General features: G+C 59.0%; 21 protein-coding genes. 8 read left to right on the forward strand and 13 right to left on the reverse strand.

The features are described 5' to 3' along the window. Positions 1 to 51: 51 nt before the first annotated feature. Positions 52 to 660, reverse strand: a complete 609-nt coding sequence (locus ABIE49_RS13055) for a cysteine hydrolase family protein (protein ID WP_192737487.1) — start codon at positions 658 to 660, stop codon at positions 52 to 54. Between the two features lie 27 nt (positions 661 to 687). Continuing rightward, positions 688 to 903, reverse strand: coding sequence for a hypothetical protein (locus ABIE49_RS13060; protein WP_192737488.1), 216 nt, complete (start codon positions 901 to 903; stop codon positions 688 to 690). Between the two features lie 85 nt (positions 904 to 988). On the opposite strand from ABIE49_RS13060, the gene ABIE49_RS13065 reads away from it, so the two are divergent. Next, positions 989 to 1,504, forward strand: a complete 516-nt coding sequence (locus ABIE49_RS13065; RefSeq protein WP_192737489.1) for a YciE/YciF ferroxidase family protein — start codon at positions 989 to 991, stop codon at positions 1,502 to 1,504. Between the two features lie 238 nt (positions 1,505 to 1,742). Here ABIE49_RS13065 and ABIE49_RS13070 read toward each other — a convergent pair whose 3' ends face one another. The 7 genes from ABIE49_RS13070 to ABIE49_RS13100 form a co-directional block, all read right to left on the reverse strand. After that, positions 1,743 to 1,916, reverse strand: coding sequence for a hypothetical protein (locus tag ABIE49_RS13070; protein ID WP_192737490.1), 174 nt, complete (start codon positions 1,914 to 1,916; stop codon positions 1,743 to 1,745). Between the two features lie 514 nt (positions 1,917 to 2,430). Then, a complete protein-coding gene (locus ABIE49_RS13075; RefSeq protein ID WP_192737699.1) occupies positions 2,431 to 2,913 on the reverse strand; it encodes a DUF3147 family protein in 483 nt (160 codons plus the stop codon). Next, positions 2,913 to 3,260, reverse strand: a complete 348-nt coding sequence (locus tag ABIE49_RS13080) for a DUF3147 family protein (protein WP_192737491.1) — start codon at positions 3,258 to 3,260, stop codon at positions 2,913 to 2,915. Before ABIE49_RS13080 ends, ABIE49_RS13075 begins: the two co-directional genes overlap by 1 nt. Then, complete coding sequence (locus ABIE49_RS13085) at positions 3,257 to 3,862, reverse strand: cupin domain-containing protein (protein WP_192737492.1); 606 nt, start codon at positions 3,860 to 3,862, stop codon at positions 3,257 to 3,259. Before ABIE49_RS13085 ends, ABIE49_RS13080 begins: the two co-directional genes overlap by 4 nt. After that, positions 3,849 to 4,433, reverse strand: coding sequence for a phosphatase PAP2 family protein (locus ABIE49_RS13090; RefSeq protein ID WP_192737493.1), 585 nt, complete (start codon positions 4,431 to 4,433; stop codon positions 3,849 to 3,851). Before ABIE49_RS13090 ends, ABIE49_RS13085 begins: the two co-directional genes overlap by 14 nt. Positions 4,434 to 5,070: 637 nt before the next feature. Continuing rightward, on the reverse strand, positions 5,071 to 6,066 hold the full coding sequence (locus ABIE49_RS13095; protein WP_354066809.1) for a DUF305 domain-containing protein: 996 nt from the start codon (positions 6,064 to 6,066) through the stop codon (positions 5,071 to 5,073). Positions 6,067 to 6,244: 178 nt separating this feature from the next. Beyond that, positions 6,245 to 7,024 (reverse strand): SDR family NAD(P)-dependent oxidoreductase, encoded by a 780-nt coding sequence (locus ABIE49_RS13100; protein ID WP_192737495.1) that lies wholly within the window; start codon positions 7,022 to 7,024, stop codon positions 6,245 to 6,247. A gap of 124 nt (positions 7,025 to 7,148) precedes the next feature. Between ABIE49_RS13100 and ABIE49_RS13105 the strand changes: the two genes are divergently transcribed. From ABIE49_RS13105 to ABIE49_RS13115, 3 genes are read left to right on the forward strand one after another with little or no spacing between them, the layout of a single operon-like run. Then, positions 7,149 to 8,318: a zinc-dependent alcohol dehydrogenase gene (locus ABIE49_RS13105; RefSeq protein ID WP_192737496.1), complete on the forward strand. Its 1,170-nt coding sequence runs from the start codon at positions 7,149 to 7,151 to the stop codon at positions 8,316 to 8,318. A gap of 55 nt (positions 8,319 to 8,373) precedes the next feature. Then, on the forward strand, positions 8,374 to 9,108 hold the full coding sequence (locus ABIE49_RS13110) for a DUF72 domain-containing protein (RefSeq protein ID WP_192737497.1): 735 nt from the start codon (positions 8,374 to 8,376) through the stop codon (positions 9,106 to 9,108). Positions 9,109 to 9,123: 15 nt separating this feature from the next. Beyond that, positions 9,124 to 9,378: a SemiSWEET family sugar transporter gene (locus tag ABIE49_RS13115; protein WP_192737498.1), complete on the forward strand. Its 255-nt coding sequence runs from the start codon at positions 9,124 to 9,126 to the stop codon at positions 9,376 to 9,378. A 50-nt stretch (positions 9,379 to 9,428) separates the two neighbouring features. On the opposite strand, the gene ABIE49_RS13120 is transcribed toward ABIE49_RS13115, so the two are convergent. Both ABIE49_RS13120 and ABIE49_RS13125 read right to left on the reverse strand, forming a co-directional pair. Beyond that, a complete protein-coding gene (locus tag ABIE49_RS13120) occupies positions 9,429 to 9,584 on the reverse strand; it encodes a DUF3072 domain-containing protein (RefSeq protein ID WP_192737499.1) in 156 nt (51 codons plus the stop codon). Positions 9,585 to 9,594: 10 nt separating this feature from the next. After that, complete coding sequence (locus ABIE49_RS13125; RefSeq protein WP_192737500.1) at positions 9,595 to 9,804, reverse strand: DUF3072 domain-containing protein; 210 nt, start codon at positions 9,802 to 9,804, stop codon at positions 9,595 to 9,597. A 147-nt stretch (positions 9,805 to 9,951) separates the two neighbouring features. Here ABIE49_RS13125 and ABIE49_RS13130 point away from each other — a divergent pair, with 147 nt between their 5' ends. The 3 genes from ABIE49_RS13130 (at position 9,952) to ABIE49_RS13140 (ending at position 13,420) form a co-directional block, all read left to right on the forward strand. Next, entirely contained in the window at positions 9,952 to 11,454 is a 1,503-nt protein-coding gene (locus ABIE49_RS13130; protein ID WP_192737501.1) for an FAD-dependent oxidoreductase, read from the forward strand. Positions 11,455 to 11,551: 97 nt separating this feature from the next. Continuing rightward, a complete protein-coding gene (locus ABIE49_RS13135) occupies positions 11,552 to 12,142 on the forward strand; it encodes an alpha-ketoglutarate-dependent dioxygenase AlkB (RefSeq protein WP_354066810.1) in 591 nt (196 codons plus the stop codon). A 33-nt stretch (positions 12,143 to 12,175) separates the two neighbouring features. Then, positions 12,176 to 13,420, forward strand: a complete 1,245-nt coding sequence (locus ABIE49_RS13140; protein ID WP_192737502.1) for a DUF763 domain-containing protein — start codon at positions 12,176 to 12,178, stop codon at positions 13,418 to 13,420. Between the two features lie 23 nt (positions 13,421 to 13,443). Here ABIE49_RS13140 and ABIE49_RS13145 read toward each other — a convergent pair whose 3' ends face one another. Beyond that, on the reverse strand, positions 13,444 to 13,695 hold the full coding sequence (locus ABIE49_RS13145) for a hypothetical protein (protein ID WP_192737503.1): 252 nt from the start codon (positions 13,693 to 13,695) through the stop codon (positions 13,444 to 13,446). A gap of 902 nt (positions 13,696 to 14,597) precedes the next feature. After that, a complete protein-coding gene (locus ABIE49_RS13150; protein WP_354066811.1) occupies positions 14,598 to 14,945 on the reverse strand; it encodes a response regulator in 348 nt (115 codons plus the stop codon). 468 nt (positions 14,946 to 15,413) lie between these two features. Between ABIE49_RS13150 and ABIE49_RS13155 the strand changes: the two genes are divergently transcribed. Next, positions 15,414 to 16,118, forward strand: a complete 705-nt coding sequence (locus tag ABIE49_RS13155) for a Crp/Fnr family transcriptional regulator (RefSeq protein WP_210337377.1) — start codon at positions 15,414 to 15,416, stop codon at positions 16,116 to 16,118. Positions 16,119 to 16,300 lie beyond the last annotated feature (182 nt).

Raw genomic sequence — 16,300 nt, forward strand, 5'->3', positions numbered from 1 at the left:
CACGGACGGCTTCGCTTCCTGTTTGGCATTCGATGCCCGAGCAATCGTGTCTCAACGGTCATGCCAAAGCTCGGCTACCTGCGCCTGCGTCATCAATTCAACCTGTTCTGAAAAGCGGTTGCGGTAAAGCGTCATCAGCGCATCATGACCTTCATCGAACGAGCTACAGAGGGCATCTTCGACCACTATGGTCCTAAAGCCCAGATCCACCGCGTCGAGCACGGTGGCCAGCACGCACACGTCGGTCTCCGAACCGGTGATGATAAGAGTGTCGACGCTCTTATCGTGGAGAAATGCGGTAAGCCCGGATTCCGCAAACGCGGAGTAAGCGGGCTTGTCTATGACCGTGGCCGGGGGTATCAGGCGGGATAGCGGGGATACGATCTCAAGCTGCGCGCCAGGCAGACGAGAGCGTGTCGCACATTCCCATCTCGTAAAGTATCGCTGCCATCGGCCCGGCCTGTCCTGTGCGTGCAGAGGCGTCACAAATCGGGTGAACACTGTGCGCTGGGGATTAAGCTCCGCCACTGCCACGATCGCCGGCAGCACCCGCTCCATCCAGGGAGTCGCCCAGATGCCCCCAGGTGCGAACAAATTCTGCATGTCGATGGATAGATGGACGGCATTCGAAATCGGTTCGAGTGATTGCGGCAGTGCCATACCCTTACGCCCTCGATGAGGTAACCTTCAGGCAGACCTTTCTGCTTCAAGATCGCGCCTCGGTGGATGCAAGGTTCGAGGGTGACGGTCGTGCAGGACGCGGGCCAATTCCTCCCGTTCCGCGTCCTGGCCTTTCATGGCCGTTTCAAACAAGGCCTCCTGAATATCGCGCGGCATGTCGCCCCAAACATCCATAGCCGCCCGTCCGAGCAAGCCCGCGAAGCGTTCCAGTCTGTCCGTCATTGGCCCTCCGGAATTGCTGTCGATGAGAAAGGAACCGCGAACGGGCCTCGGCGTTCCATTGCCATCATTGCAGAAGGAGGCTCGAATGGGACTTTTTACCAAAGACATCAAAACCATGGAGGATTTGCTGCTTCACGGCCTTCAGGACATCTATTACGCCGAGCAGCAGATTATCAAATCGCTCCCAAAGATGATCGAGAAAGCCACCAACCGCGACCTGGTCGCCGGCTTGAAGGGCCATCTCGAAGAAACCAACAAGCAGGTCGAACGGCTTCAGAAAGCCTTCGAAAAGCTAGGCAAGGAGCCCAGCGGGACCAGCTGTCCAGCCATCGACGGTATCATCAAAGAGGCCGACGAGACGGCTGGTGAAATCGAGGACAAAACCGTGTTGGACGCGGCCCTCGTAGCGAATGCGCAAGCTGTCGAGCACTACGAAATCTGTCGTTATGGGACGCTGATCGCATGGGCCGAAGAACTCGGCCACGACGACATCGTGCGCTTTCTGACAACGAACCTGAACGAGGAGAAGGCGGCGAACACCAAGCTCAACACGGTTGCGCTGCGCAAAGGCGTCAACGCGAAAGCCTCGACCGCTGCCTGATGTCGGCTGATTTTGCCGGGCGGCTCGCGAAAGCGAAGCCGCCCTCTCATGAGAGCCGTCAGGCAATAGCTGGCTGCAATTTGAGAGGCGGCCAGAGAGGTCAAGCCTGGGAGTAGATAAAAATTCGTAAGAAAGCGTGGCCGTCCTTGCCGGACGGCACGCTTACGGATAGTTGCGACGGTTTGAATAAGATCGGCGTCTCGGCTCATTGCTACGAACTTTGCCGCAGCCATCGCAATCAAACATCGGCGACATGTGCGACGTGGTATCCTTTCGGAATAACCTGACCGCCTTCCTCGTCCGCTACCGGAATGTCGGAGACAAGGCCTTCACTCAATGCGGCCTCCCACACTTCTTTCTCGGTTGGGAACGGGTTTCCAATCTGTTTTTCGCCTTTAAACAAAGCATACATTGATATCCCTCGTTTCGAGGCTCGTCGTCCTTCCTGAAGGGCTGCAAGGACTGTCCCGGTTCGCTTTAGTTGTTTCCCAAGCGCATATTTTCAATCGCCGGGGCCTTTTGATCGAGCCCAAACTCCCTTGTTTATTCTTTCGGCATTGTCTGCCTGGAACCTAACTCAAAAGGCTGATGTAGGATCGGGAGGAACCACGAGATTTTTACCGCGTTTTTCACTACATCATTAACTTGCCCGATGGGACTTGCCGGAGGTCTCATGGAAGCGTTTATTTCATCAGCGCGTTCGTGCTCCTGGTTCCCTTGATAAATGGAACGCTGAATTGCCAATCGACGCCAGCACCGGATGACAGACCAGATCGTACGTGACCGTTACGAGTACAATCGAACCTGATTGGCCGACAGCGTCAGTTGGTGTGCTGATGAGCGGGGCTTTCGGCATCAAAATGGTGGTTGGAAGTTTGCTGGGCATGATCAGCCGGCAAGCCCGCCTGGGACCAAGCATTCCATCCTCAGAACGAGCGCCTTCGCGGCATCGCAGAGCCGTTCGTCTCCCGGACAACCCGCCGGGCAAATCTCAACTTCCGCCGAACGAACCAGGCCGCCACCGAGACGAGTATCCACGCCAGCGAAGCTGCAGCGAAGGCAGCGGCGACGCTGCGCTCGACCAGGCACAAGAACACTCCGGCGAAGGCGAGCATTCCAAGGGCTCCGAGGGCGGCACCGGCGGCGTCGAGTGCTGCGGCTTCCTGTCCGCGCCGTACGCCGCTGAGACCCGCTTCGCGCTTGCGTCGAATTTCGTGCTTTTCGATGAGCGTCGCGCTGGCGCAAAAGATTGCCGGCAAGGCCAGGAAGAGGCCCCCGACGGAAGCCCCGTAGCGACTGCTGATAATTCCTGTGAAGACCGTCGCGCCTCCTCCGAGCGCGAAACGGATCACGTATTCGTACCAGCGACCTTGCCGCAGCGAGGACGAAGAAATGCGGATCGGCGCCATCATGTCTGCATTCCCGCGATGATCCACAAGCTGAAAGCAACGATTAGCCACACCACGACCGATGCCATCGTTGCCCACAGTGCTCGTATGCGTGCCCTAATCAACAATTGGCAGACGACGACGCTGTTGATGACCAGTGCGATTGCGCCAGCCATCATTGAGAGACTCTGAGAGGCCGCATAGGATGGCCCGTGCTGGTAGATCGCGATGCCGAGGGTCGCCAGGGCCACCGAAGGCGCTGCTCCGAACAGCCCGGCGAAGCTTTTGGGTTTCAGAACATCGGCGAGCACCGCGAAAGCCGACACCACAATCCCGCCGACCAGAAAGCGGACGAGGTACTCGGTCATTTCGGCCTCTTCCAGAGTTTGGCCAACGGACCGCTCTTGCCGTATACAGGATCCTTCTCGGGCGCCGGCACCTTCGGAATCGTCTTCAGGGCTCGAGGGCGATCCTCAACTTTCGTGCATTCGTCATAGGTCCCGGCCGGCGGATAGGCCCCGACGACGAGGAAGTTCTCATTGGCGGAGAGACACTGATGGCCGGTCCCGGCCGGCACGATCACGATGTCACCGGCCTTGAGCGTGAAGATTCGGCCCTTGTTGCCGCCGAAGCGCACCCGACCTTTGCCGCGCGCGATGCCGAGCACCTCATGGATCCTGGAATGGTAGTGGACGTAGTCGTAGATACCATCGCGCCAGGTATCGCCCCAACCGTTGGCCTCGAAGAGGTCTTCCATCACGGCCGCCGGATCGTGATCGTCGCCGAGATCGACGGCGTTCCGATAGATGACGAAGGGCCAGCAAGGATGATTGGGGATGAGACCGTCATCCTTGAACCTGACGGTATGAGGTTTTCTCGCACGCGCGAGCTCTGGAGCTTCTTTCTTGCCTGGGCGTCGCAGCCCAGTCGCCCGCTGCATGTACGCCTTCACGTCCTCAAGGATTGGCATGTTCATCTTCCCTCGATGCTCGCAGCGGATAGCCGGTCCAGAAGCGCAACAGCCGTTCCGTGATGGCGCCGAGCGCGAAGCCCGCGACCACGTCGCTGGCCCAGTGCGCCAGCACGACGATCCGCGTCAGCGAAAGACCGACCGCCAGCGTGCGGATTGCCCGCCTCGGCAGAGGCGGCAGGGTGCCCGCAGCGGAAGCCAGCGCGCCCATGTGGAGGGCGTGCCCGGACGGGAAAGCATCCTCGCGCCTGCCGGAGAAAGAGACGCCGTGCACATGGCCGAGTACCGTCTTCCGGTCAGGGCGGGTCTGGTCGAACACCGACTTCATCGCATGGGGTATCAGCGAAGCCGCCACCGCGACGAGGAGCCCGTGATTGCCGACTCGCTGCAGTTCCTCAGACCTGCTGCGGGTTGCGACCCATCCGGCGGTAGCCAGAAGCAAGAGGATCTTCTCGTCGGCAGCCCAGGTAAGCCCCCGCGGGATCCCCTCGACGCGCTGATTGGTGTTGCGTGCCACGGTCCGCGCGATCAGCACGTCGGGCTTTGTAGGTCTGACCTTGACTAGAGCCATCACTTCGTCCGGGGCGACGTCTGGGGTAAGCCGCAGAACTTTGTTTAAATGGTTTTGCCACCATTAACTCCCTGGCTGGTTCCAGGTTCATCGGCCCGTCATGGAACCGATCGAACACCCGCCAATGAAAGCACGACCGGGGCGCGGTGCGGAGAACCCAGGGGGATGGCGAGACGGCGAGTACGCGGAACTGCTGGCTGGTTCGTGATCGGGTATCTCTGACCGGCGGTAAGGATTCGAGGGCCGTCCACGCCGACTCCGTTGTCAAGACTGAGCGAGTGGTCGCCGGGGCCCGCGCGAACGTACTTCCGGCCGACCTAAGCTCCTTCTAGCATGCTGAAGGAACGCCGGGTCATGGCTTGTTGTGCGATCAGTTTCATTGAGAACAGAAGGAAAGCGGATGTCGAAGGATAGCGATAACATTATCGGCAAGACCAAGAAGGTGCGGCGGTGAATTGGGCGACGGCAAGCTCGTCGAAGGCAATCGCCGGGAGCGCCAAGGCTATTGGGAACGACCCGAAAGGGATAACGATCGTCCAGGTGGACACCCTCTGGGCATCAACGATCTAAGCCAGGTTTGCATGGTAGGCGATGTCGATCTTCGCATCCTATCCCGGTTCGGAAGGTTCGATCACACCTAGAATTTGGCGGAATTCACGTTGTCAGCAAACATGTTTCGGAAAGCGGCGAATACCGCACGTCCGCCGCTCACGCCGTGCATCAGCGCGATTTCCCCTTGCTGCTCATGACGGATGGCATGCGCCATGATCCGAAGCCGCGGGTCGCTCCCATCGCGTAGATGAGCATCTGCCATTGCGACTGCTCCCTTGTGATGCCGGGTCATGAGTTCGATGAATAGGACGTCGAAAGAGGATGCTTCTGTGGATCCAAGTCTCTCGACCTCCACCACGTCGAGCATGCCGGGCATCAACTCGCGCTCCCGCGCTGAGCAGACCTGCCTCGGTTCCACGAACCAGCTCGCCCACCAATGTGAGAGAATCCTGGCCTCCCCCCTTTGGCTCGCTACCATAAGCTTCGAAAGGGCGCGAAGATGAGAGTTGCTGGCCTTCTCCGCAGCAATTTCGGCCAGCAGAATTCCCTGCTCGTGATGGGTCAACATATGCCGGATGAACGTCTGGTCGATGGTGGGATCCCGACCGCTCCAAGGCAGTTCGCGATCGTAGGCGGCGAAAAGTGCAAAAGTCCCGAGGAGCAGGATCCCGGCAATGGCGGCCAAGCTCCATATTCGAAGGAATGTCCGTCCTTTGAATGACCAACGCTCCGAAGGCGAGCGACAGAGCCAGGCGAATAGCGGGTACACGGATGCCGACGAGAGATGGACCAGAAAGCCGATCCAATAGGGCTGCTGTAACGTGAAGATCGGCTGCCAAAACGGACATAAGGGCACCAGCACGAACCATTCGAGCGCCGAGGTCAGGATGGCCCAAGGCACAGCCGCGAGGGCAAGCCAGGCGGGGCCTCGCGTGGCGGTCCACCTTCCGAGAACCCCGAAGAAGACTAGCGCCCAGGAGAAATCGGCCCATTGGTGAAATGCGATGCCGACCACGACCGCGCCGATCGATGGTTCCGCGCTCAACGCCCAGTCGCGGGTCGGGATGGCTGCGACCGACATCCAGTCTACCAGCCCATCGCGGCCAATTCTGGCGGCAGACAGCTGGCTGACAATTGTAGAAAATGTACTGCTGAGGAGCCCGAGATAGGCGGCCGCGATCCATCGCCTGGCGGTCCCGGCGCAATCGGAGAATCTGTCCCCCGATATCAATGGAAATCCACGTCCGGGAAGGTATCTGTCATTTTTTTGCGGTGCCGGGCTCGGCCATTTTACGATGCTGACTGGCCAGAACGCCGGCTGGGATTACATTCGCAGCCGCGGATTGGACCTTGTTCTTCAACCCGCTGACCACATCGCCTTCGCCCTTCATCATGGCATCGAAACCGATGTTGGCGACCTCAGCGGGATCATCCTTTTCGGCTGTCCCGACGGCAGTATCCATCATCTCCGCACGGCGGAAGAATTCCGTTTCGGTGGCGCCCGGCATCAGGCAGGTGACCGTTATCTTGGTATCGTTGAGTTCCTCGCGAAGCGCGAAGGAGAAAGAGTTCAGGAAAGCCTTGGTGCCGTTGTAGACGGCCTGGAAGCTGCCGGGGGTGAAGCCTGCGATTGATCCCACGATCAGGATTCTTCCGGAATTTCGGCGCCGCATGTCGTTGCCGACCTTATGGATAAGATAGATCGTGCCCATGATGTTGGTGTCGACCACCTGCCGCGCCTTCCCCAAATCCTGGTCCAGGAACGCATGGCCGAGGCCGCGCCCCGCGTTCGCCAAGAGTGCATCTACGGGACGGCCTTTCGCAGCAGCATATAACTTGTCCACTCCTTCAGTCGTCGCAAGATCGACCTGGAGGGATTGGACCTCGGTACCGCCGGCTCGAAGGGAAGCCGCCGCGTGTTCGATCTCAGGTTCGTCAGCTGCGATCAAGAGGTCGTAGCCTTCCTTTGCGCAGCGCTTGGCTAGTTCCAGGCCGATGCCCGTAGACGAACCGGTGACGATCGCGAAAGGTCGGGACATGATTGATCTCCTTGTGGTGCCATTCGATCATTAACCCTCATTTTTGCCTGTCGTTCCGCAAACCATAGGAACCGATTTTCGCCACCGAATTTGTCCCGACACACATTTGGTACGGAGATTTGGGATGAGAGCGCTGACCTGGCACGGCAAGAATGACATTCGATGCGACACAGTGCCGGACCCGAAGATCGAGCACGGGCGCGACGCCATCATCAAGGTCACCGCCTGCGCCATCTGCGGCTCGGACCTGCATTTGTTCGACGGCGTCATGCCCACAATGGAAAAGGGCGATGTCCTCGGCCACGAGACCATGGGCGAGGTGGTCGAGGTCGGCTCCGAAAACAACAAACTGAAGGTGGGCGACCGCGTCGTGGTTCCCTTTACGATCTCCTGCGGGGAATGCTTCTTCTGCAAGAAGGGCTTTTTCTCAGGCTGCGAACGCTCCAACCCCAATCACAAGATTGCCGAGAAACTGTGGGGGCACTCTCCCGCCGGTCTCTTCGGCTATTCCCACATGCTCGGCGGCTATGCCGGGGGCCAGGCGGAATATCTCCGCGTGCCTTACGCCGACGTCGGCCCAATCAAGGTGCCGCAGGGCCTGAGCGACGAACAGGTTCTGTTTCTGTCGGATATCTTCCCCACCGGCTTCATGGCCGCCGATTTCTGCAATCTGAAAGGCGGCGAGACGGTGGCCATTTGGGGCTGCGGTCCCGTCGGACAATTTGCCATCAAGAGCGCGTTCTTGCTCGGCGCAGAACGGGTTATCGCCATCGACACCGTGCCGGAGCGTCTCGCCCTCGCTCAAGCCTCCGGTGCCGTCACCCTGGACTTCAGGAAAGAGGACATCTACGACCGGATCCAGGAAATGACCAATGGCCGCGGGGCCGACGCCTGCATCGATGCCGTCGGCACCGAACCTGATATTGGCTCCGGCTTCGACGCCGTCGTCGACCGTATCAAGGTCGCGACGTTCATGGGAACGGACCGTCCGCATGTCCTGCGGCAGGCAATCCACTGCTGTCGTAATTTTGGCACTGTGTCGATCGTCGGTGTGTACGGCGGACTGCTGGATAAGATTCCGATGGGATCGGCCATCAACCGCGGACTCACCTTCCGTATGGCCCAGACGCCGGTCCAGCACTATTTGCCCCAGCTTCTCGGACGTATCGAGAAGGGCGAGATCGATCCGTCGTTCGTCATCACCCATCGGGCGACACTTGAAGAAGGACCTGAACTCTACAAGAAGTTCCGCGCCAAGCAGGACGGATGCATCAAAGTGGTCATGAAGCCATGATCGGCTGCAGGTCGATGAATGCTGGACTTGGCGGCGGTGTTCCGCCGGAATAATCATGGCCCGCGTTCGGATCGGCACTTCGGGCTGGCACTATGATTCTTGGCGGGGTCGTTTTTACCCCCAGGGACTGCCTATCAAGGCGCAGCTTCAATATTACGCAAGCCAGTTCGAAGCCGCCGAACTCAATGGCGTATTTTATCGAACACCTACGCCGGCTGCCGTCAAAAGCTGGAAGGAGCAGACCGGCAAGAACTTCGTCTTCACATGGAAGGCGTCGAAATTCATCACCCACTGGAAGCGGCTGTCGGCTAACTCGGTGAACAGCCTCGAGTTGATGGAGAGTCGTCTGTCGTTACTGGGCGAAAAGGCCGCTCCGGTTCTTTTCCAATTGCCACCCAACTTCAGGGCCGACGCGGACCGCCTAACCGCATTTCTGCGCATGCTTTCGCCGAAAAGACGTTACAGCATCGAATTTCGGCACCCCAGTTGGTATTCGCCACAAATCATGCGCCTCCTCTCGGAGGACAACATATCGCTATGCATCTCCGACCATCATGATGCGCCGGCGCCTTGGAGGCGTACCGCAGACTTCGTCTATGTTAGAGGGCATGGTCCTAGCGGACGGTACAAGGGACACTACTCAACAGATGTCTTGGCGGAATGGGCCAAGCGTATCAGTTCGTGGAAAGCGCAAGGGTGTGACGTATTTGTATTCTTCGATAACGACCAAAAGAGCGCCGCGCCGATTGATGCACTGAAGCTGAAGAGAATCTTACTGCCCAAACGTTAGAGCAAGGGGCCTTGCATGCTCATTACCATCATTGGCATTTTGGCGGCTGCCCTAACGTCGCTTTCCTACATCCCGCAAGTGAAGAAAGCGCTTCCAGCAGGATCAACCGACGACCTCTCGTCCAAAACGCTTGCGGTGCTCGCAGCTGGACTGGCCTTGTGGATCGGGTACGGCATCCTCAAAGGCGATCTCGTGATCATCGTCGCGAACGCCGTCGGCTTTCTCTTGGTTGCGATGCTGATCGGCTTCAAGATCCGGGATGCTGGTTAAAGTCCGGATGGAAGCCCACAATCTCGCAAGCTGTGAGGTCAGACATCTCTCTACTTTCGCTCGCCCATCTGCTTCTTCAGATCATCGATGAAACGCTGCGCCCCTTCTTGGGTCAGCATTTCACCCGACTTGTCCGGAACGTCCGCCTTCTGGCACAGCGTCTTGAGTTCGTCCCGTTGCGCCTCGGTCATCATTGGTTCGTCCATGGTTTCTCCTCTAAATGTTAGCTTTTTCCCGCATCTCATCGATCAGCTTTGACGCTTGAGCTTTGGTGAGATCGTCGGCGTACTTCTCGGGCGTGCCCGCCTGCTCGCAGAGTGTTTTCAAATAGGAGGCTTGAGCACCGGTCATCGGATCATCGCCCGAAACCCATTCGTCGGGATCCTTTTGAGTGTTGTCGGTCAACTCTGTTTTTGGATTACTCATGATGACGCTCCTTTCGATCGCAATAACTTGGGCGTTCGCTGAATGTTCCTTCTCCTGGCAGTCGGCCCTAGCCTCGTCTCGCGTCCTGGCAGGGGTTGGAACTGGCGATACGCCAAGCCGTTGCATGCATTGAAGCGAGGAATTTCAATGACCAGCAAATCTCTTTGGATGTCGATTACCGTGGCGCCTCAGGCCGTTCCCTTGGCAGGTAACGAACGGTGCGACGTGGTCGTCGTGGGGAGCGGCATTGCCGGCCTGTCGACGGCCTATGAGTTGAGCCAGCGCGGTCGGTCGGTGATCGTTATTGATCGCGGACCGATTGCAGGCGGTATGACCGCGCGTACCTCCGCTCACTTGGCGCCGCTGTGCGATGACCTGATGAGCGAGATGCAAAAGATCAAAGGGGAAGATCAGTCGAGGCTCTATTATGAAAGCCAGGCCGCGGCAGTAGACCGCATCGAAGAAATACAGAAGAGCGAAGGAATCGATTGCGATTTTCGCCGTCTCGACGGCTACTTGTTTCAGGGCGACGATATGCCCGCCGACGTGATCGACGAGGAACTCGATGCAGTGCGGGCAGCAGGTGCGTCCGTCGAGCGTCTGGTCGGCGTCCCTTTGAGCAGATGCGACAGCCGACACGCGCTGCGTTACCCCCGACAGGCGACATTTCATCCGCTTAAATATCTGGCGGGAGTGGCTGACGCTTGCGTCAAGCGCGGGGTTCGCTTCTTTGCAGATACGGCCGCAGATGAAATCGTCGAAGAAAATGGCGCGGTGACGGTCAAGACCGCGCGCGGCCTGATCCGCGCCGGCCATGCCGTTGTTGCCACCAATTCATCGATCGTTGACCGCGTGGCGCTGCATTCGAAAACGGCGCCTTACCGAACGTATGTCATTGCTTTCGCAATCGATCGCGGCGCCCTACCGGATGCGCTCTATTGGGATACAGAAGAACCCTATCACTACGTGCGCCTTCAGCCCGGAGACAAGGGCATGGATTTCGTGCTGGTTGGCGGCGAGGATCATAAGAGCGGCGAAGCCGATGACGCGGACGAGCGTTTCAAGCGCCTGGAACAATGGGCGCGCGGCAAAATGCCGATGCTGAAGGATGTCACCCATCGCTGGTCGGGGCAGGTACTCGATACGATCGACTACGCGGGCTTCATTGGCAAAAACCCGGGGTCGGAGTACATTTACGTCGCCACCGGCGACTCCGGACAGGGCCTGACGCACGGCGTGATGGGTGCAATGCTGAATGCAACCCTCGTTACCGGCGGCGAAAGCAATTGGGCAGAACTTTATACGCCCGACCGCAAGCCACTGAAGGCAGCCAAAAATTGGGTGATGGAAAACAGCACGGCGCTCAAGAATTTGGCAGAGTATGTGACCCCGGGCGAAATCAGCTCTGCGAATGAACTAGAGCCTGGGCAGGGCGCGATCATACGCGAAGGGCTAAGGAAGGTCGCGGCCTACCGGGATGCCAACGGAATCATTCACCAGCATTCCGCCGCGTGCACGCATCTCGGATGCCATCTACACTGGAATAGCTTTGAGAGTTGCTGGGACTGTCCTTGCCATGGCTCCATATTTGGGCCTGAGGGACAGGTGCTGAGCGCGCCAGCGATATCCGGACTTACTCCGATTTCTTGACAATCACCTTGGCTGCGAACAGCCCTAACGGCGTAGGCCCGCCCTTCAACACGCGCCGTGGAAACCTACATACGTTTCATGCGCCCATGGAGGTTTCGTGTCCGAGCAATTGGCCTTGTTTGATAAAGTGCGTGCAGAGCCGGAAGGGCTGCGCTACGCAGCCGACTTCGTATCGCCTGCAATCGAAAGGGAACTTATTCAGTGTATCCGGACCTTGCCACTTCAGCCTTTTCAATTCGGCCAGTTTGAAGGTAAGCGGCGGGTAGCTTCGTTCGGCTTCCGCTACGACTATGACCAGCGCCAATTGAAGCGCGCCGAGCCGATTCCCGCCTGGCTGGCGGAAATCGTCACAAGCGTCGAGACCTTCGGAGGTCCTGGAACCCGAATCCAGCAGGTTCTCTGTACTGAATACGGCATCGGCGTCGGCATCGGCTGGCACCGCGACAAGCCCCACTTTGACAGGATATTTGGCCTTTCCCTCGGAGCCGCCTGCAAATTCCGATTCCGCAGACCCGCCCGTAAGTCGTGGGAGCGCTTTACGCTCGATGCTGAACCTCGCTCGCTTTACACGATGTCTGGCCCCTCGCGACTGACGTGGGAACACAGCATTCCCGCCGTAGAGGCACCGCGGTATTCCATTACATTTCGCACGATGGGCTATGAACCTGACCTTGGGGCGCCGGCCTGATACGGTTCGGGCATCCTTGGACTTTGCGATTCGATGGTAAGACGCTCCGGCACCGCAATTCTTCCTCTGCATGGCGGACGCGTGCCGCCTTGGCTGGCCAAGCGCATGTCTTCGCTCGGCGCGATCATTACGCAGGCGATCGTCCACCATTACGGCCGGGACGAATTCCTTCAAAGACTATCACATCCATTTTGGTTTCAGTCGTTCGGTGCCGTCATGGGCATGGACTGGCACTCGTCCGGCATCACGACCAGCGTTATCGGCGCCCTGAAGCGGGGGCTGCAACCGCTCTCGGATGAACTCGGCATCCACGTCTGCGGCGGCCGAGGCCAGCATTCGCGAAAGACGCCCGACGAATTGCGCCTGCTTGGTGAACGCGTCGGTTTTGATGGCGCCAGGCTCACCCGCGCAAGCCGCCTCGTCGCCAAAGTCGATAGCGCCGCCGTCCAGGACGGCTTCGATCTCTACCTGCATGGATTCTTTGTGACCGACGACGGCAAATGGACGGTTGTGCAGCAGGGCATGAATGGCGACAACAAGCAGGCGCGGCGGTACCATTGGCATTCTGAGGATCTGAAGAGCTTCGTCGACGAACCGCATAGTGCGATCGACGGTCCCGTGCAGGGTGAGATCGTGAACCTAACTGACAAGCGCGCCGAGACCTCTCGTACCGCCCAGTTGGAGTTGTTGACCGGTCTGGGCCCGGACCGTATCGTTTCCGAGCTTTCCGCCCTTTCGGGCGAGGCGCCGGCGCAAGCCTTGCTCCCCCATCTCGCCATGCCGGCACACCACGACGTCCGCTCCGGTGACGTCTTTGCGCGGCGGCTCCACGGCACGCTCGCCGCGGCAGCCGAGCGTGGCCCCGTGGACTTTCCCGATCTTCTCCTGACGCCTGGCGTTGGCGCGCGTACGGTCCGGTCGTTGGCCATGGTCGCCGAAGTGGTGCACGGAGCGCCTTATCGCTTCCGGGATCCCGCCCGCTTCTCGCTGGCGCACGGCGGGAAGGATCGTCACCCCTACCCGGTTCCCCTCAAAGTCTACGATGAAACCATCCGCGTGATGAAGTCTGCCGTACAGAAAGCCAAGCTCGGACGAGATGAGGAGATGCAGGCCCTCAAGCGCCTCGACAACCAGGCGCGTCGGCTTGAGGGCCTCGCCGAGGGTCCGTCGCTGGAAGCCTTCATGGCTGTTGAGCGCGCGGCCTCTCCCGCGCTGGACGGCCGATCGGTATTCGGCTGGGAGAAGGATTTGGCGAGCAAGAAAGCTGCCGATTCATAACCGGGGGCAGCGGGTTTGGCCCTTCAGAAGCCGCCGGAGCTCCCATCGCCGAGATAGGCCGGCGGACGACTCTGCATCGTATCAGACGGCGGGTTATTGCCGGCTGGGACACCCGGCAGAATGGGAGGCATGGTGGCCATTGTACGAGATGGTCCCCTCACGATTGAATCGTAGTTGCCGGCCAAATCCAGCAAGCGCTTCCTGATAAAGGTCAAGGCTTTGTCGGCGAGTTCTCGTATGTGCCGAGCTCTTTCCTTGTAGAATTCGTCGTCCAATTTAGCCTCTCTACGGGCTCGGCGGGTGCGCCAAGCTGGCCTGGTACCTGTGGCACGACCAGGCCACCGCGCCCGCGGCGCCCAGACGTCCGACATGGTTGAGGACGTCTCAGCATTAAGTGATCGACTCGGGTGCGAATACTCGAGTGTTTCACCTTCGGGTAGGAGCGGTTGCCGGTCGCGGCTTCCGCGTTGGTCGATCGCAACCATGAGAGCCTGGACGTGCTGGTAGCACCACTCCTGCCGCGCAGCGAGGCGTCGGGTTTCGGCCAGCGATTTCAGAAACCCAACGGCCGGCCGGACGGTCCCTTACTAAAGTCGCTTGGTAGCGGATCAAATTCCGCTTCGAAGCAATCTAAGTGCCGGGTACGGAAAACGAAGGTGCTTGAACAAGTGAACCGCCACCTGTGGTAGCTCACTTCTCTTTTTGATGGGCCAGCCGGATCACAAAGCGTTCGCCACTCCATAATTCAATGTCGTGTCCGTCTATCAGCTGCTTTGCCCACACGGTAGCATCTTCGTCGCTCTCGCATACGAAGGCGCGTGAGCTTTTGATGTGCCCGTCATGGCCCATCGTATATGCGCGGTACTCGTTCACTTGGGCGACTGTAGTCCCGGGGACGAAATCCATTCGCTGATATGTGCGGCGGTTTCAGCCTGTCTCGCGCGCCGTATCAGTTCGTCCCGTTTGATACCTGGGGGCGTACCTCGGGCCTCTTTTCGCAGGCGCTTTGCGTGATCTTCGAGGCGCTGGTCTAGTGGCGTCTCTTGCTTGAAACGGCGTCTCTCCATGACGCGCTCCTTTCCCCAATTTGGTGAAGGGCGTTGCTATCTGAGAGATTAATGTTTGTTAGGGATGTGCGTCTGTCCGGTACCGGACATCTTCCCACAGGATACAGCTTCTACTCAGTGACCCAAGCCTCGAGGATACTAATGAGCTGCGAGGGGTCATAGGGCTTATGCAAGTATTGACAGCCGGCCGGCATATCGTCCTCGCGTAACCTGACTCTTCCGGAAGTGATCACGATCTTAACATGCGGCCAACGGGTGCGGATCAAATGCGCAAGTTTAAGGCCGTCGATTGAGCCGGGCATTTGGACGTCGGTGACGACGGCCCACACGTCGCTCTGCCGTTCCAAAATCGAAATGGCCTCGACAGCGCTCCCGGCCTCGAACGCATTGAACCCCGTCTCGTCGATCACCGAGACAGTCGACCATCGAAGCAATACCTCGTCCTCGACGATGAGCACGGCGGGTCGACCGCATGCTTCTCGCTGCATTAGCCTGTACCACTGTTGCATGTTGCGCGCCGCCCTTTCCTGTGTCGGATACCGGACAAAGGCTGTGCTGGTGGACGAACTTACGGGCGGACAGTTCGTTCCGAAGCGATTCGGCAGAATAGCTGCAATTTCAAAGCTTTTTCCTGCACTGTGTCAGCCAAGATGACACATCTCGCGTAAAGAAGCCAATCGGCGTCCATGTCGGTTATCGGACACCTAGCGCGACCAGAGGAGTAATAGTCCGACAGATTGTCCCGAATGTGCTATATTTTCCCTGCCTGCAATAAGTCTGCGGATGTCCCCTCAGAAGCAGGTACCGGACCGACAAGGGCATTGTGCCGATCCTAGTATCAGCCATTCCCGCGGAGCGCCCCCTCGGAGCGCGCATTCCATCCCCTGCGGTATCGCCGCTCGACCGATCGAGCCGGAAAGCCGCTCTTGCACACGCCTACGGCCAACTCGCTGGACAACAAGTTACTTGCTAAATTGCCGCGCAGGGATTTCGACATCTTGGCCGCGCATTTGACGCACGTGTCAATGGCGCAGGGCGAGGTCTTATATCAAGCCGGCGAGGAGGTCGATCATATCTACTTTCCCAGTGGCGGCATGGTTTCCCTGCTAGCCGTGATGCGAGATGGCAAAGCCATCGAAACCGCGACCGTGGGACGCGAGGGCGTGGTCGGCGCCATGGCCGGGTTGGGACTATACAGGTCGCTGGTTCGCGCGGTGGTCCAGTTACCGCTTCCTGCCAGCAGGATCCCCGCTTCGGCGTTCCGGCGCGTTGTCGCCGCGAGCGACGCAGTTCGAGATCTGTGCATTCGCTATAATGAGGTCATGCTGACCCAAGCGCGGATCACCGCTGCCTGCAATGCGCTGCACCCCATCGAAGAGCGATTCTGCCGCTGGCTGCTACAGTCATCCGATCGGGCCGCAAGTGACACCGTGACGCTGACGCAGGAGTTGCTGGCCGAGATGCTTGGGGTGCGCAGAACCTCTGTTACGGATGTCGCACGCAAAATGCAGGACAAGGGCGCCATCACCTACGCGCGCGGGGTGATTACGATCCTGGATCGCGCCCAGCTGGAACGGCTTTCCTGCGAGTGCTACGCGACGCTTATCGAGCAGGAAGCAACGCTCACCTAGAGCCGACGTTGACCGTTGGCTCACTCGCTACACGAGCGACCAAGCGGCAAGTCAGGCCATGTCAGCTATGCCGCCGCAAGCGGACACGTAGCAGAAGCGGCGCGGCCGACGGAGCACTGCTTGGCCCTCTCCCAAAATAACCGTTTGAGGAGTCAGCTGCTCAAACGATTTCCCTCGCTAAG

The sequence above is a fragment of the Bradyrhizobium sp. OAE829 genome, from assembly GCF_040546575.1.
Classification (GTDB): domain Bacteria; phylum Pseudomonadota; class Alphaproteobacteria; order Rhizobiales; family Xanthobacteraceae; genus Bradyrhizobium.